This is a genomic window from Roseateles chitinivorans (assembly GCF_002761755.1).
Lineage (GTDB): Bacteria > Pseudomonadota > Gammaproteobacteria > Burkholderiales > Burkholderiaceae_C > Roseateles > Roseateles chitinivorans.
Genome location: NZ_PEOG01000031.1, coordinates 13,004 through 28,267 on the forward strand (window position 1 = coordinate 13,004; position 15,264 = coordinate 28,267).

Annotated in this window: 14 protein-coding genes; 4 read left to right on the forward strand and 10 right to left on the reverse strand. The window is 70.9% G+C overall.

Going from position 1 to position 15,264, the window contains the following annotated elements; all coding sequences use genetic code 11:
* Positions 1-28: 28 nt before the first annotated feature.
* Positions 29-1,012: a tRNA glutamyl-Q(34) synthetase GluQRS gene (gluQRS, locus tag CS062_RS12875; protein WP_303645157.1), complete on the reverse strand. Its 984-nt coding sequence runs from the start codon at positions 1,010-1,012 to the stop codon at positions 29-31.
* Positions 1,009-1,971 carry a LysR family transcriptional regulator gene (locus tag CS062_RS12880; protein ID WP_099862029.1) on the reverse strand — a complete coding sequence of 321 codons (963 nt, stop codon included), beginning with the start codon at positions 1,969-1,971 and terminating at the stop codon, positions 1,009-1,011. Before CS062_RS12880 ends, gluQRS begins: the two co-directional genes overlap by 4 nt.
* Positions 1,972-2,093: 122 nt before the next feature.
* Here CS062_RS12880 and CS062_RS12885 point away from each other — a divergent pair, with 122 nt between their 5' ends.
* Complete coding sequence (locus tag CS062_RS12885) at positions 2,094-2,816, forward strand: pirin family protein (RefSeq protein WP_099862030.1); 723 nt, start codon at positions 2,094-2,096, stop codon at positions 2,814-2,816.
* An 87-nt stretch (positions 2,817-2,903) separates the two neighbouring features.
* Positions 2,904-3,614, forward strand: a complete 711-nt coding sequence (locus tag CS062_RS12890) for a DUF599 domain-containing protein (protein WP_099862031.1) — start codon at positions 2,904-2,906, stop codon at positions 3,612-3,614.
* 67 nt (positions 3,615-3,681) lie between these two features.
* Here CS062_RS12890 and clpB read toward each other — a convergent pair whose 3' ends face one another.
* From clpB to CS062_RS12910, 4 genes are all read right to left on the reverse strand, one after another.
* Positions 3,682-6,294, reverse strand: a complete 2,613-nt coding sequence (gene clpB / locus CS062_RS12895; RefSeq protein WP_099862032.1) for an ATP-dependent chaperone ClpB — start codon at positions 6,292-6,294, stop codon at positions 3,682-3,684.
* A 263-nt stretch (positions 6,295-6,557) separates the two neighbouring features.
* Entirely contained in the window at positions 6,558-7,559 is a 1,002-nt protein-coding gene (locus CS062_RS12900; protein WP_099862033.1) for a S66 family peptidase, read from the reverse strand.
* Positions 7,556-7,936: a fluoride efflux transporter CrcB gene (crcB, locus tag CS062_RS12905; protein WP_099862034.1), complete on the reverse strand. Its 381-nt coding sequence runs from the start codon at positions 7,934-7,936 to the stop codon at positions 7,556-7,558. The genes CS062_RS12900 and crcB overlap by 4 nt, the downstream gene beginning before the upstream one ends.
* The gene (locus tag CS062_RS12910) at positions 7,933-8,427 is read right to left on the reverse strand and encodes a molybdenum cofactor biosynthesis protein MoaE (RefSeq protein WP_099862035.1); all 495 of its coding nucleotides are present in this window, start codon (positions 8,425-8,427) and stop codon (positions 7,933-7,935) included. Before CS062_RS12910 ends, crcB begins: the two co-directional genes overlap by 4 nt.
* Before the next feature lie 206 nt (positions 8,428-8,633).
* Here CS062_RS12910 and CS062_RS12915 point away from each other — a divergent pair, with 206 nt between their 5' ends.
* Both CS062_RS12915 and CS062_RS12920 read left to right on the forward strand, forming a co-directional pair.
* Entirely contained in the window at positions 8,634-9,143 is a 510-nt protein-coding gene (locus CS062_RS12915; RefSeq protein ID WP_099862036.1) for a DUF2306 domain-containing protein, read from the forward strand.
* Between the two features lie 259 nt (positions 9,144-9,402).
* Positions 9,403-10,128 carry a glutamine amidotransferase gene (locus CS062_RS12920; RefSeq protein ID WP_099862037.1) on the forward strand — a complete coding sequence of 242 codons (726 nt, stop codon included), beginning with the start codon at positions 9,403-9,405 and terminating at the stop codon, positions 10,126-10,128.
* A 26-nt stretch (positions 10,129-10,154) separates the two neighbouring features.
* Here the strand turns inward: CS062_RS12920 and CS062_RS12925 are convergent, their stop codons facing one another.
* The 4 genes from CS062_RS12925 to CS062_RS12940 form a co-directional block, all read right to left on the reverse strand.
* A complete protein-coding gene (locus tag CS062_RS12925) occupies positions 10,155-11,051 on the reverse strand; it encodes an RNA ligase family protein (protein WP_099862038.1) in 897 nt (298 codons plus the stop codon).
* Positions 11,052-11,433: 382 nt separating this feature from the next.
* Entirely contained in the window at positions 11,434-11,706 is a 273-nt protein-coding gene (locus CS062_RS12930) for a hypothetical protein (RefSeq protein WP_099862039.1), read from the reverse strand.
* Between the two features lie 106 nt (positions 11,707-11,812).
* A complete protein-coding gene (gene kdpE / locus CS062_RS12935; RefSeq protein WP_099862040.1) occupies positions 11,813-12,508 on the reverse strand; it encodes a two-component system response regulator KdpE in 696 nt (231 codons plus the stop codon).
* Positions 12,505-15,258 carry a DUF4118 domain-containing protein gene (locus CS062_RS12940; RefSeq protein WP_099862041.1) on the reverse strand — a complete coding sequence of 918 codons (2,754 nt, stop codon included), beginning with the start codon at positions 15,256-15,258 and terminating at the stop codon, positions 12,505-12,507. Before CS062_RS12940 ends, kdpE begins: the two co-directional genes overlap by 4 nt.
* Between the last annotated feature and the right edge of the window lie 6 nt (positions 15,259-15,264).

Here is a 15,264-nt window from a genome sequence, read left to right on the forward strand (position 1 = left end):
CGACGGCTCGACTGCCCACCGCCGCGCTTCAGCGCCGACGTGCCGGCCATGCCGCCACCGCGCGCTCGAGCCATTCGGGCAGGGTCCGCGCCGCCAGGGCCGGCAGGCCGAGCCGGTCGCCGGCCCGGCGCAACGCGGCAAGCGGGTCGCCCAGGTCCAGCGGCCGGGCGCCGTTCTGCTTGGAGAGCTTCTCGCCGTTGTCGCCCAGCACCAGCGGCGTGTGGAGATAGCGCGGTCGAGGCAGGCCCAGCAATTCCTGCAGCCGGATCTGCCGAGGCGTGTTGTCGGCGAGGTCTTCGCCCCGGACCACGTCGGTCACCCCCTGCCAGCCGTCGTCGACGACGACCGCCAACTGATAGGCCCACAGCCCGTCGGCGCGCTTGAGGACGAAATCGCCGACCTCGTCGGTCAGGTCCTGGGACTGCGTGCCGAGCCGGCGGTCCTGCCAGGTGATGCGCAGCGGCGCGTCGCCGTCGCCGGCCCGGCCGATGCCGGCCGTGCTGCGCAGCCGCCAGGCGCGCGCTGGCTTGCCCTGCAGGCCATCGCGGCAGTTCCCCGGATAGACCAGTTCCCCATGTCGCTCCCGCTGCCCGCCGCGGGCGGCGATCGCCTCGGCGATGTCCTTGCGCGAGCAGCCGCAGGGATAGGCCCAGCCCGCCGCGACCAGCCGGTCGAGCGCCGCCTGGTAGGCCTCGCCGCGGCGCGACTGCCACACCGGCGGCGCATCCGGTAGCAGCCGCACCTGGGCGAGCTGCGACAGCACCGTCGCATCGGCGCCGACGGGACAGCGCGGCCCGTCGACATCCTCGATCCGGATCAGCCAGCGCCCGCCATGCGCCCGCGCGTCGAGCCAGCTTGCCAGCGCGGCGACGAGCGACCCCTCGTGCAGCGGACCGGTCGGCGACGGCGCGAAGCGGCCGACATACCGGCCCGCCGAGGGGCGGTCACCAGGATCGACGCCGGCATGGGCGCCTTCCGCCCCGTCGCCGTCCGAGCCGCCGATGCCGCTCACAGCAGCAGCCCCTCATGCTGCTCCAGCAGCGAGCGCCGCGTCGCCTCGCTCTTGAGCCGCTCCAGCCACCAGGCCAGCGCCTTGGCGGGCCGATGACCGGTATTGCGCCACGCGTAATGCATCGGCGAGATCCGCTTTCCCTGGAAGGTTTCCTTCTTGACGAGGCGACCGGCGTCGATGTGGCGGCGCACCATCGGCGTCGGCAGGAAGCCCACGCCGAGGCCGCGCAACAGGGCTTCCAGCTTGGTCGCCATCGACGGCACGGTCAGCACCTCCTGCCCGGGGACCACGCCCACCGTCATCGGCGCGAGGCTGCGCGCCGTGTCCGCCACCGCGACGATGCGGTGGCGCGCGATCTCGGCGGAGGTCAGCACGCCCTCGAAATCCGCCAGCGGATGATGCGGCGCGACGCAGAACACCATCTCCATCGGCCCGAGCACCTCGCAGACCACCGAGCTGCCGGGCGGCTGCGCGCTGGTGCCGATGGCCAGGTCGGCCTGGCCGGAGATCAGCGCCTCCCAGGTGCCGGACAGCACCTCGGTGCGCAGCTTCAGCCGGGTGGGCGGCGGCTTGCCGTCCTCCTTCTCCTGATAGAAGGTCTCCATCAGGTCGAAGATCGCGCGGCGCGCGATCGCGTCGTCGAAGGCGATGGTGAGCTCGCTCTCCCAGCCCGTGGCCACGCGCTTGACGCGGTTGGCGACCGCGTCCATCTCCTGCAGCAGCCGCCGGCCCTCGGTCAGCAGCTCATGGCCGGCGGCGGTCAGCACCGCCTGGCGCGAACTGCGGTCGAACAGCAGCACGTCCAGCGCGTCCTCGAGCTGCCGCACCGAGTAGGTCAGCGCCGAGGGCACCTTCCCCATCTCCCGCGCCGCCGCAGCGAAGCTGCCGCTGCGCGCGATGCTGTCCATCATGGCCAGCGCCTCCGGCGTCAGCACCCGTCGTTTGTCTTGCTGTGACATTCCTTCATCTTATTTGAATGGTGGCTTCAAGCCCCCTCCCCCTCGGCAGAGGCCCGCATCCCTACAGTGAACCCATCGCAACACAACGGCCCGCCACCACAGGCCAGAGAAGGAGCATTCAAATGCGTGAAGTCATCAAGTCCTCGGACCGCGGTTATGCCGATCACGGCTGGCTCAAGAGCTTCCACAGCTTCTCGTTCGCCGACTACTACAACCCGCGCCGGATGGGCTTCGGCCCGCTGCGGGTGATCAACGAGGACCGCATCGCCGGCGGCACCGGCTTCGGCACCCACGGCCACCGCGACATGGAGATCATCAGCTACGTGCTGAGCGGCGAGTTGGCGCACCAGGACAGCATGGGCAACGGCAAGCCGGGCGGCGCCAACGCGGGCGTGATCCGTCCGGGGGACGTGCAGCGCATGAGCGCCGGCACCGGCGTGATGCACAGCGAGTTCAACCACTCCAAGGACGGCGAGACCCACTTCCTGCAGATCTGGGTGATGCCGGACCGGCAGGGCGTGACGCCGGGCTACGAGCAGAAGCACTTCGCCGAGGCGGACAAGCGCGGCCGGCTGCGCCTGGTCGCCTCGCCAGATGGCGCGCAGGACTCGGTGTCGATCCACCAGGACGCCCGCCTGTACGCCGGCCTGTTCAACGGCGATGAGCGCGCCGAGCTGCCGCTGGCGTCCGACCGGCTCGCCTACGTGCATGTGGTGCGCGGCCGGCTGAACGTCAATGGCGAGGCGCTGGGCGCCGGCGACGCGCTGCAGCTGGCCAAGGAAGCGGCCATCACGCTGGAGGGTGGCGAGGACGCCGAGGTGCTGGTCTTCGACCTGCCGGTCTGAAGCCCGCCGATCGAGGCACCGCCCCGATCCCGCCGAACGCCGGCCCGGCCCCCGCACGGGGACCGGGCCGGCCCCTACACTCGCGCGATGCAATCGCTTCGACAACTGCTGACCGCGCTGCCGCTGCTGGATTGGGCCGCGCTGGGCCTGTACTTCCTGACCTGGATCGCCTACGCCCATTTCTCCAAGCATCACGCGGAGGGGCAAGGATCGCTGCTCGCGATCACGAACCGGGTGCGGCGCCAGTGGATGCTGCAGCTGACCTACCGTGAGATGCGGGTGCTGGACGGCGCGGTCAGCCAGGCGCTGCTGTCGAGTCCCTCCTTCTTCGCGTCGACCACCATCCTGATCATCGGCGGCCTGCTGGCCGCGCTGGGCGCGAGCGAGCAGACCAGCGCGATGGTGCTGGAGCTGCCCTTCACGGTGAAGACCAGCACGCTGGTCTTCGACATCAAGCTGGCGCTGCTGACCGGCATCTTCGTCTACGCCTTCTTCCGCTTCACCTGGAGCATGCGGCAGTACACCTTCGGCGCGCTGCTGGTGGCCTCCGCGCCGGAGGCGGGCCAGTTCGAGCAACAGGGGCACGAGGCGCGCGAGCAATTCGCGGATCGCGCCGGCGCGGTCGTCGGCATGGCGGCCGAGGCCTTCAACGACGGGCTGCGCGGCTACTACCTGGCCTTCCCGGTGGTGGCCTGGTTCTTCTCGCCCTGGGCGCTGATGCTCGCCACCGCCGGCGTGGTCTACGTGCTGTACCAGCGCGAGTTCCGGTCCGAGGTGCTCGAGAAGCTGCGGGCCTGAAACAGACGCGGGGCGCCTCGGCGCCCCGCGGTCGTTCCGGCGCCGGATCCGGCGCCGGAAAGCGCGCTCAGTGGACGACGCGTCCGAACGAGAACTCGCCCGGCTCGCCACCGATGCCGTGCTCGACCCCGACCGGGATCACATCCTTCGGACCGAAGCGGCCCTGCAGGATCAGTTTGGACAGCGGGTTCTCGATCCGCTGCTGGATCGCCCGCTTGAGCGGCCGCGCGCCGAAGACCGGATCGAAGCCGACCTTGGCCAGTTCGTCGAGCGCCTCGTCGCTGACATCGAGCTTCATCTCGAGCTTGTCCAGTCGCTGTTCCAGCTGTCGCAGCTGGATCCGGGCGATCGACTTGATGTGCGACGCGCCCAGCGCATGGAAGATCACCGTCTCGTCGATGCGGTTGAGGAATTCGGGCCGGAAGTGCGCCTTGACCTCGGTCCACACCGCGTCGCGGATCACGTCCTCCGGCTCGCCCTGCAGCGCCATGATGTGCTGCGAGCCGAGGTTGGACGTCATCACGATTACGCAGTTCTTGAAGTCCACGGTGCGGCCCTGGCCGTCGGTCAGGCGGCCATCGTCCAGCACTTGCAGCAGCACGTTGAACACGTCCGGATGCGCCTTCTCGACCTCGTCCAGCAGCAGCACGCTGTAGGGCTTGCGGCGCACGGCCTCGGTCAGGTAGCCGCCCTCGTCGTAGCCGACATACCCCGGCGGCGCGCCGATCAGCCGGCTGACCGAGTGCTTCTCCATGAACTCGCTCATGTCGATGCGGACCATGTGGTCCTCGCTGTCGAACAGGAAGCCGGCCAGCGCCTTGCACAGCTCGGTCTTGCCGACGCCGGTAGGGCCAAGGAACAGGAAGCTGCCCAGTGGCCGGTTCGGGTCGGACAGGCCGGCGCGGGAGCGCCGGATCGCATCGGCGACCGCGACGATGGCCTCGTCCTGGCCGACGACGCGCTCATGCAGCTTCTCTTCCATCTGCAGCAGCTTGTCGCGCTCACCCTGCATCAGCTTGGACACCGGGATGCCGGTCGCGCGCGAGACCACCTCGGCGATCTCCTCCGCGCCGACCATCGTGCGCAGCAGCTGCGGGACGGACTTGTCCTTGGCCTTGCCGGCCTCCTTGGCCTGCGCTTCGCCCAGGCGCTTCTCCAGCTCCGGCAGCTTGCCGTACTGCAGCTCGGCGACCTTGTTGAAATCGCCCTTGCGCTTGAGCTCCTCGATCTGGAACTTGATGCGGTCGATCTCTTCCTTGACGTGCGCGGAGCCTTGCGCCTGCGCCTTCTCGGCCGTCCAGATCTCCTCGAGGTCGTTGTACTCGCGCTGCAGCTTGAGCAGCTCTTCCTCGATCAGCGTGAAGCGGCGCTGCGAGCCCTCGTCGGTTTCCTTGCGAACGGCCTCGCGCTCGATCTTGAGCTGGATCATGCGGCGGTCGAGCCGGTCCATCGCCTCGGGCTTGGAGTCGATCTCGATCTTGATCTTGGCAGCGGCCTCGTCGATCAGGTCGATGGCCTTGTCGGGCAGGAAGCGGTCGGTGATGTAGCGGTGCGAGAGCTCGGCCGCGGCGACGATCGCCGGGTCGGTGATCTCGACGCCGTGGTGGACCTCGTACTTCTCCTGCAGGCCGCGCAGGATCGCGATCGTGGCCTCGACGCTGGGCTCGTCGACCAGCACCTTCTGGAAGCGGCGCTCGAGCGCGGCGTCCTTCTCGACGTACTTGCGGTACTCGTCCAGCGTGGTGGCGCCGATGCAGTGCAACTCGCCGCGGGCGAGCGCGGGCTTGAGCATGTTGCCGGCGTCGATGGCGCCCTCGGCCTTGCCGGCGCCCACCATCGTGTGGATCTCGTCGATGAACAGGATGATGCGGCCCTCGTCGGCGGCGACTTCCTTCAGCACCGACTTCAGGCGCTCCTCGAATTCGCCGCGGAACTTCGCGCCGGCCAGCAGGCCGGCCATGTCCAGCACCAGGACGCGCTTGTCCTTGAGCGACTCCGGCACCTCGCCGTTGACGATGCGCTGCGCGAGGCCCTCGACGATCGCGGTCTTGCCGACACCGGGCTCGCCGATCAGCACCGGATTGTTCTTGCTGCGGCGCTGCAGCACCTGGATCGCGCGGCGGATCTCGTCGTCGCGGCCGATCACCGGATCGAGCTTGCCGGCGCGGGCGCGCTCGGTCAGGTCGAGGGTGTACTTCTTCAGCGCTTCGCGGTTGCTTTCGGATTCCTGGCTGTCGACCTTCTGGCCGCCACGGACCGCCTCGATCGCCGTCTCCAGGGCCTTGCGCGTCAGTCCATGGCCGCGCACCACGCCGGCCAGGTCGCTCTTCGCGTCGGCCAGGGAGAGCAGGAACATTTCGCTCGCGATGAAGTGGTCGCCGCGCTTGGCGGCCTCCTTCTCCGCGGCCTGGATCAGGCCGATCAGGTCGCGGCTGGGCTGGACCTGCTGGCCCTCGCCCTGCACCTGCGGCAGACCGGTCAGGATCGCATCGACGGCCGCCTTCAGGGCCGGCACCTTCACGCCGGCCCGCTCCAGCAGCGCCTTGGGGCCCTCGTCCTGGGCCAGCATCGCGCCCAGCACATGGGCGGGCTCGATGTAGGGGTTGTCGCGCGTCACCGCGAGGCTCTGGGCCTCCGCCAACGCTTCCTGAAACCGGGTGGTGAGCTTGTCGACTCGCATGGGTGAAAAACCTCCGTTGCGAAGCCAAGTGGGAATGTGTCCCCATATTTCAAGAGACTGGGGCTCGCGGCAAGTCTCGGGCCCAATCAGCGACGAAATCGGTCAGGCGATGGGGAGACGGGCCCGGTGGGCCCACAGGGCCCACCGGGCCCCCTCATTTTTTCGTGGGCTCCCACCCCTTCCCCGCCCTCCAAGCGGGCGGGGTCGATGTCGCCCCACCCCATCCCGCCCCCACGGGGCGGGTGAGCGGCGGCGAGCCAGCATCACGCCAGGATCTGTGACAGCACCGATCGTCCGACGGACCATGACAGCCGCGCCAGCGCGCCCTGCACCAGCGACCACTGCGGCGCCACATGACCGATGTCCAGGTCCAGCAGCACCGGGCACGACAGGTCGCCGAGCGCGCGTTGCAGCGCATGGTCCTGCGTGAACTCGCCGCCGCTGGCGATCGGGGCCGGGACCGCGCTGCGGCCGAAGACCACCCCCGCCGCCCCGTCGAACCAGCCGGCCAGCCGCAGGCCGTGCAAGGTGCGGGCAAGCTCGAACGGCGGCAGCTCGGCCACCTCGAAGAACCACAAGGGCCGCTCACCCTCGCCCAGCGACCCGCGCCAGGCGCCTACGTCCGCCCAGGGCGTGCCCGCCAGACGCGCCACCGAATCCAGGCAGCCGCCTACCAGGCAGCCTTCGACCTCGATGGGCTCCGTGGCGCCATCCAGGCGCCGCGCCACCGTGCCCGGCGCCGACAGTTGCTCCAGCGGCTCCTGCGCGGTCGCGGTCCAGACATCGAAGATCCGGCGCGACACCGGATCCAGCGCGGGATCGCCAAGCTGCATCAGGTTGGGCCCGTGCAGCGACGCCCAGCCCGCGCGCAGCAGCAACGGCACCTGGAGCGTCGACAGGTCGGAGAACCCGCTGAACCACTTCGGCGGTGCGTCACGCAGGCGCTCGAAGTCCAGGTGCGGCAGCAGCTCGATCGCCAGTTCGCCGCCCCAGGGCGGAATCACGGCGGCGACCGTCGGATCGAGCAGCGCCGCCATCAGTTCCTCGGCGCGCTCGATGGCGGTGCCGCTCGCGCCCTGCACCTGCCGGCGCAAGGTGCGGCCCTCGCGGACGGCGAAACCTTGACGCCGCAGCGTCGCCAGGGCGCCGTCCAGCCGCTCGTGCATCGCCGGCCCGACGCCGGAGGACGGCGCGACAACGGCCACGAGATCTCCGCTGCGCAAAGGCCTCGGGAACCGGACCGGCGCGTGCAGGTCGGCAGTCATGCCGAAGTCAGCATCTGCATGACCTTGAGGCCGGCCGCGGCCGCCGCCAGCGCGCCGAAGACATGCGCGGCCGAGTGCGACAGCGCCATCAGGAACTCACCGCGCTGCAACAGCGACAGCGATTCGCCCGAGAACGAGGAGAAGGTGGTGAGGCCGCCGAGGAAGCCGGTGACCAGCAGCAGCTTGAGCAGGTCATCGGGATAGCGGCCGAACCACTCGAGCGCCATGCCGATCAGGAAGCCACCGACCAGGTTCACCGCAAGGGTGCCCAGCGGAAAGCCCTGCCACTTCGTGTTCAGCCACAGGCCCGCGCCCCAGCGCGCGAGCGCACCGCCCGACGCCCCCACCGACACCGCCGCCACTTGCAACCAGCTCATCGACCATTCCCCTCCACCTCAATGCCCCATCGGGCGAGTGCCTCGTCATCGGCGACCCGGGCGTCGACCCAGCGCGCGCCGTCCGGGCCGTGTTCCTTCTTCCAGAACGGCGCCTGCGTCTTCAAGTAATCCATCAGGAACTCGCAGGCCTGGAAGGCCTGCCCGCGATGCCGCGAACTGACCAGCACCAGCACGATCTGCTCGCGCGGCCGCAGCGGGCCGACGCGGTGGATGACACGCGCCCCCCGGATGTCGAAGCGGCGGAAGGCCTCGTCGATCATGGCCTCGATCGAGGCCTCGGTCATGCCGGGGTAATGCTCCAGCTCCATCAGCGACACCGGCGAGCCATCCGCGCCGTCGCGGACCGTGCCGACGAAGCTGACGACCGCACCGATGCCACCGTCCCCGGCGCGCAGCGCCAGCGTCTCGGCGCTGAGGTCGAAATCTTCGGTCTGGACAGTGACTCGCGGCGGGGCGGCAGGCGGATTCATCCCGCCATTCTGGCCCATGCCTCGAGGCGTCGACCGGCCCGGCGAGGCGCCGCCGGGCGGGCTGCGGCGTCCCGATGCGCGGGAAAACCCGCCCCGCCGCCTCCCCCATCCGATCGATGCGCGCGCCTCGCCCGCCGTCTAGCTTTGCGGCAGGAGTGCGTTGCGCTCCGGCCCGCCGCACCGATGCGGCTCCAGCAGGAGCATTCATGTTCGGTCTGACCCTCCTCGGCGCCGTGCACACGGCCTTCGCGCTGGTGGCCCTCGTGGCCGGCTACGCGATGATCCTCCGCCATGGCCGCATCGACGGCGCGTCCCTCTGGGGACGCCTCTACGTCTGGTGCACCGTCGTCACCTGCCTGACGGCCTTCGGCATCTTCCGCCACGGCGGCTTCAACATCGCCCACACGCTGGCCATCGTCACCCTGGTCACGCTGGCGATCGCCGTCGCGGCGGCCCGCACCCGCTTCCTCGGCGGCTTCTCGCCGTACGCGGAAACGCTCGGCTACTCCGCCACGCTGTTCTTCCACATGATCCCCGGCCTCAACGAGACCTTCACCCGCCTGCCGGTCGGCGCGCCGCTGTTCACCGGGCCGGACGACCCGGCGCTGCAGAAGGCCATCGGCGTGGTGCTGCTGCTCTTCCTGATCCTCATGGCGGCGCAGGCCTGGCGCATCCGCAAGGGCCCCGCGACCGCACGGCAGCCGCATCCGGCCTGAACGCCGGCCTCGCGTCCGAAGCGCCCATCGAGCCGGCAGGCGGGGACCTCCGTCGGGTCCGCCGCCCCGCGGCCCGCCGCCCGTGCCGCCCGTGCCGTCCGTCGCCATCACGTCGCCGGGCCGACGCCTCGGCGCCGGAAGCGCAGTGCGCCCTGTACGAATGGATAGCTCGCGTGGACGATCAGACGATGGCTGAGTCCGGATGGGCGCGGATACTCGGCGCTCCGCCCCACTTCCACGCGCTGGCCGCGCCCCCACGATGCCCACGCCCAAGACCGTCCTGGCCCTGCGCCATCTGGCTTTCGAAGACCTCGGCCTGCTGCGGCCGGTGCTCGAGGCGCGCGGCTTCGGTCGCTTCCTCACGCTGGACGCCGGTGTCGATGAGCTGCGCGACGTCGACCTCGATGCGGTCGATCTGCTCGTGGTGCTCGGCGGTCCGATCGGCGCCTATGACGACGCGCTGTATCCGTATCTGAAGGACGAGCTGGCGCTGATCCAGCGGCGCCTTGCGGCGCGGCGGCCACTGCTGGGGATCTGCCTGGGCGCGCAGTTGATGGCGCGGGCGTTGGGCGCGCCGGTGCGGCCGATGGCGCACGGCCGCAAGGAGATCGGCTTCGCGCCGCTGACCTTGACCGAAGCCGGCCGCGACTCGGCGCTCGCGCCGCTCGCACTGGGCCAACCGGTGCTGCACTGGCACGGCGACCAATTCGAGATCCCCGCCGGGTGCGCGAGCCTCGCCACGACGCCGCTGTGCCCCCATCAGGCTTTCGCGGTCGAGCACTCCGCGCTCGGCCTGCAGTTCCACCTGGAAAGCGATCCGGCTCGGCTGGAGCAGTGGCTGATCGGCCACGCCGGCGAGCTCGCCCAGGCGCGGATCCCGCTCGACGCGCTGCGGCGCGACGCGATCACGCACGGGCCGGCGCTGCAAGCCGCCCTGGGCGAGGTGATGGATCGCTGGATGGCGGGCTGGCCCGGCCCGGCCTGAGCGACACCTGGCGCGCACCACCGCCTTCAGGCACAGCGTCGTTCCACCGCCCCGGCGGACAGCCCCCGCAACGCGCCCAGCGAGCGCAGCGTTTTGAGGCCGAGGTCGCGCCAGCTGACCGTCGGCTGCGCCGCGAACAGGTCCGCGCCCCCGGCGAGCGCATTCGGCAGCAGCGACGGCAAGGGGATCGCGCCCTCGTCCGGCGTCTGCACCAGCCGGTAGCGCGCCACCACGTGCCGGTCGTCCTCGACCTTGACGATCAGTCCCGCCGCCGGACCGCCACGGTCCGCCCGTCGTTGCCACAGCGCCGCCGGCAGCGACTCGCGGATCGCGACCGCCTCGAAGGCGCGGCGCCAGTCGGCCGAGGTCGCCAGCGACGCGCGCATCAGCGGCTCCAGCCACTGCGGATGGGTCGGCATCGGCCCCATGTAGAGCACCGGGGCGCTCATCACCGGCGAGCCGTCGAGCAGCGCCTGCCGGCGGGCGGTCGACAGGCACCGGCCGCTCTCCCGGTCGACCAACTCGGTCGCGATGAAGTAATGCGGCAGCCGGTCGTACCAGCAGCGGCGCATCGCGTAGGTCCAGGCGCCGTGCAACACGAGGCGGTCGCCGAGCCGCTCCATCAGCCGATGCTCATGGGCCAGGGCCCAGATCTTCAGCGGGATGAAGGGCCGCTCGCCGAAACCGCCGGCCAGCGGTCGGCCTCTCGAGCCGAGCCGCAAGTCGCCGCGCGCGTCGAAGGACAGGTCGGCATCGGCGCCGTCGAAAGCTTCCTCGATGACGACCTGCCGTCCGGCGAGCGTCGACAGCGGCAGCCGCTCGACGGTCGCGTCGAGGGCAGGCGGCGAAGGAAGCCGTGGGCCCGGGCCCACAGGGGTCGCCGCGCGCGCGGGTTGCGGCAGCGGCAAGGCAATGAGGTGCATGAATCCGTCGGCCTGTCGCGTTGTTGGCGCGAGCAGGACCTCATGAGGTCAAGGGACCGACGGGGAGCGGAAGGTGGCGCGCGATGTGCACCGGCATCAGGACCGGTGGCGGAGCATCACGGCGAAGCATCGGAAGGATCCGGACAGCCGTCGGCGATCAGCGAAGGGTGAACGTCGGGTTCTTCATCGGGCACCTCCTGGATGGCAAAGAGGTTGAGGGAACGCGCGGGCGGTGGGGCCTCGGCGGCGTGGGCGCGATTCTTCCACCATGCCGGCGACGGCGTCAACCGCGCGGGACGCCCCTGTCCGTCGCAGGGACGGCGGTCGATCGTCGGGCACCTGCGCTCACGCGCGTCCCGACCGATAGCCGCCGCTCATCGGTTCACTTGCCCTTCTTTTGGACCAGCTTGGCGTAGTCCGCCTGCAGCTTGGTCATGAAGTCGACCGTCGCGCGGAATTGCTGCTCGTGGAAGTCGATGAGCTTCTGGAATTCGTCGGCCGCCACCTCAAAGGGCGTGCCCGCCGTGCGCATCGATTCCATGATCGCCTTCTGCGATGCGAGCACCGTGCTCCACGCCGCGTAGTTCTGCTCGAATGCCTTCTTCGACTGCTCGAAGAAGGTCTTCGCGAGTTCGACCTGGGCCTGCTGAATCATGAGATGTCTCCTGTTGAGCGTGTTGTCGAGCCAGCGCCCGGACCGGGCGTGCGGGCAATGCTACAGGGGACGCGGCGGACACGCGCGGGACCACCGCCGCGGTCGCTCAGGGCATGAGCCGGTAACCCACGCCGGTCTCGGTCAGCAGGTGCCGCGGGCTGGCCGGCTCGGCTTCCAACTTCTGGCGCAGGTTGCCCATGTAGACCCGCAGGTAGTGGTTCTGCTCGACCTGCGACGGCCCCCACACCGCCTTCAACAGTTGGCGGTGCGTCAGCACCTTGCCGGCATTGCCGATCAGATGGCTGAGCAGCCGGTACTCGATCGGCGTCAGATGCACGTCCTGCGCCGCGCGGCGCACGCGGCGCGCGGCCAGGTCGACCTCGACCTCCCCGAAGCGGAACACCGGATCCTGCTGCTCGCTGGCCCGCGACTGGCTGCGGCGCAGCGCGACCCGCACCCGGGCCAGCAACTCGCCGACGCCGAAGGGCTTGCTCAGGTAGTCGTCGGCGCCGTGGTCCAGCGCCGCGATCTTGTCGTCCTCCGCGCCGCGCGCGGACAGCACGATCACCGGCACCTGCGACCAGGCGCGCAGGTCGCGCAGGAAGTCCTGGCCGTCGCCGTCCGGCAGGCCCAGGTCGAGGATGACCAGCTCCGGCCGACGGGTGCCGGCATCGATCAGGCCCTGGCGCAGCGTGCCCGCTTCATGCACCGCCCATCCTTCGCCTTCCAGCGCCAGACGAACGAAGCGACGGATGTTGGGCTCGTCCTCGACGATCAACGCGATGGGCTGCGATTCGCTCACGGATGGGGGTCTCTCGGCTCTTGCGCTGCAGGCTCATCGCCGCCGACGCGCTCGTCTTCGAAGGCCGGCAGCGCCGGCGGCTCGCCCAGCGGCAACGCGAGGCTGAAGCGAGCGCCGCCCGCGGGCCCCACGCGCTCGGCCCAGATGCGGCCGCCATGGGCCTGCATGATGGCACGGCAGATCGCCAGGCCGAGACCGACGCCGGGCAGGTGCGATTCGCTGTGTCCGCGCTCGAACTTCTCGAACAGCGACTCCTCCCGTCCGGCCGGCAGGCCCGGGCCGTTGTCCTCGACGGAGAGCCACAGTTCGCCGTGATGCGCGCGGGCGATGACGCGGATCTCGCTGCCCGGCGGCGTGTACTTCGCCGCGTTCTCGAGCAGGTTGGCCAGCACGCGCTCGATCAGCACCGCGTCGAGCTCCACCAGCGGCAGCGAGGCCGGCACGTCCAGCGCGACGCGATGTCCTGCCAGCGCCGCCCCCATCACCTGGAGGCTGGTGCCGACGACCTCGTCGACGGGTTGCCACTGGCGGTTGAGCTTGAGCGCGCCGCTCTGCAGCCGCGCCATGTCCAGCAGGTTGTGGACCATCGCATTGATCCGCAGCGACTGCTGCTCGATCGCCCGCGCGGTCTCGGCCGCGCCGGCCTCGAGCTCGCGTCGGGCCAGCGTCTCGGCCAGGCCTTGCAGCGCCGCCAGCGGCGTGCGCAGGTCATGCGAGAGCGCCGACAGCAGCGAGTTGCGCAGCCGCTCCGACTCGATCTGCAGCAGCGCCTGCTGCGCAACCTCGACGTAATGCACCCGCTCCAGCGCCTGGCCGGCGATACGGGCGGCGGTCTCGAGCTGCGCCCGGCGCTCCGGCAGCAGCAGCGTCTGCGCATCGCCGGGGCGCAGCGCCAGCACGCCGCGGGTGCGCATCGGCGCGCGCAGCGGCAGGTAGAACCACTGGCTGCCCGGCAGCGTGTCGGTGCCCAGGCCCGCCGCCTGCTCGTGGTCGAACGCCCAGCGCGCTGTGCCCGCGTCGGAGCGCTCGCCCGGCGGCAGCGCCTGCTCGGCGGGCGACGGCTGCAGCCGATCGTCCTCGTCGAGCACATGCAGCAGCGCCCGCCCGCCGAATTGCTGCGCGATCTGCTGCTCCGCCGTCGCCACCACCTGCTCGGTCTGCAGCGCGCCGGCCAGCTCGCGGGTCAGCTCGAACAAGCCGCGCGCCCGCGCCTCGCGCTCGGAGGAGACGCGGGCCTCATAGCGCAGCCCCGCGGTCAGCTGTCCGGTGACCAGGCCGACGGCCAGCATCACCGCGAAGGTGATCAGGTACTGCACGTCGCTGACCGCCAGGCTCAGCCGGGGTGCGACGAAGAGGAAATCGAACAGCGCGACGCTCAGGAAGCTCGCCAGCACCGCCGGTCCGCGACCCCAGCGCATCGCCACCGCGACGACGCCGAGCAGGAACAGCATGACGATGTTGTCGTTGGCGATCCGGTGCGACAACGGCCAGCAGGCCAGCGCCACGCCGACGCAGGCCAGCGTGGCCCAGAGGTAGCGGCGCGGCGCGGCGCCGAAGGCGGGACCGGCCTTGTCGGCGCTGCTGCGCTGCGTGGCCGAGGCGCCGACCTGGATCAGGTCCAGCTCCGGCGCGGCGCCGCCCAGGCGGCTCGCCAGGCCGCGTCGGCCCCAGCGGCGCGACGACGGTTCGCCGCGGCCCATCAGCAGCTTGGACAGGTTGTGCTCGCGGGCGTACTCGGCCAGGGCCAGCGCCGGCTCCTGAGCCGCCAGCACCGCGGTCGTCGCGCCCAGGTCCTGGGCCAGCCGCACCGCGCGCAGCGTACGCTCGCGCCGCGCGTCGGGCAGCCGGTGCAGCGCCGGCGTCTCGACATAGACCGCATGCCAGCTCACCGCCAGTTGCTGCGCCAGTTGCGCGGCGCTGCGAACGACCGACTCGGCCTCGTCGCCGGGGCCGATCGCGCAGAGGATGGCGGCCTCGGTCTTCCAGACCGGCGCGATGCGCTCGTTGCTGCGCCAGGCCTGCACGTCGTCCTCGACGCGGTCGGCGGTGCGGCGCAGCGCGAGTTCGCGCAGCGCCATCAGGTTGCCCTTGCGGAAGAAGTGCTGGCCGGCGCGCTCCGCCTGCGCGCCCTGGTAGACCTTGCCGGCCTTGAGCCGCGCGAGCAGTTCGTCGGCCGGGGTGTCCACGAGCACCACCTCGTCCGCACGGTCGAAGAAGGTGTCGGGCAGCGTCTCCTGCACCCGCACGCCGGTAATGCCGCCAACGACGTCGTTCAGGCTCTCCAGGTGCTGGACGTTGACGGTGGTGTAAACGCTGATGCCGTTGGCCAGCAGCTCCTCGACGTCCTGCCAGCGCTTCGGATGCCGCGAGCCGGCGACATTGGAATGCGCCAGCTCGTCCACCAGGATCAGCGCGTCGGGCTGGCCGCGCAGCCGCTCGAGCGCGCCGTCGAGGTCGAATTCCGGCAGCGTGCGATCGCGGTAGGCCACCTGCTGCATCGGCAGCCGCGGCAGGCCGTCGAGCAAGGCGGCGGTCTCGGCACGGCCATGGGTCTCGACGACGCCGATCAGCGGCGCCCGGCCCTGCCCGGCCAGATGCCGCGCCGCCTGCAGCATCGCGAAGGTCTTGCCCACGCCGGCCGAGGCGCCGAAATAGATGCGCAGGCGGCCGCGCGACGCCGCCTCCTCCTGCTGGCGGAGCTGCGCCAGCAGGCTGTCGGGGTCAGGTCTCTCGTCGGTGACGCTGGGCATCCGGCG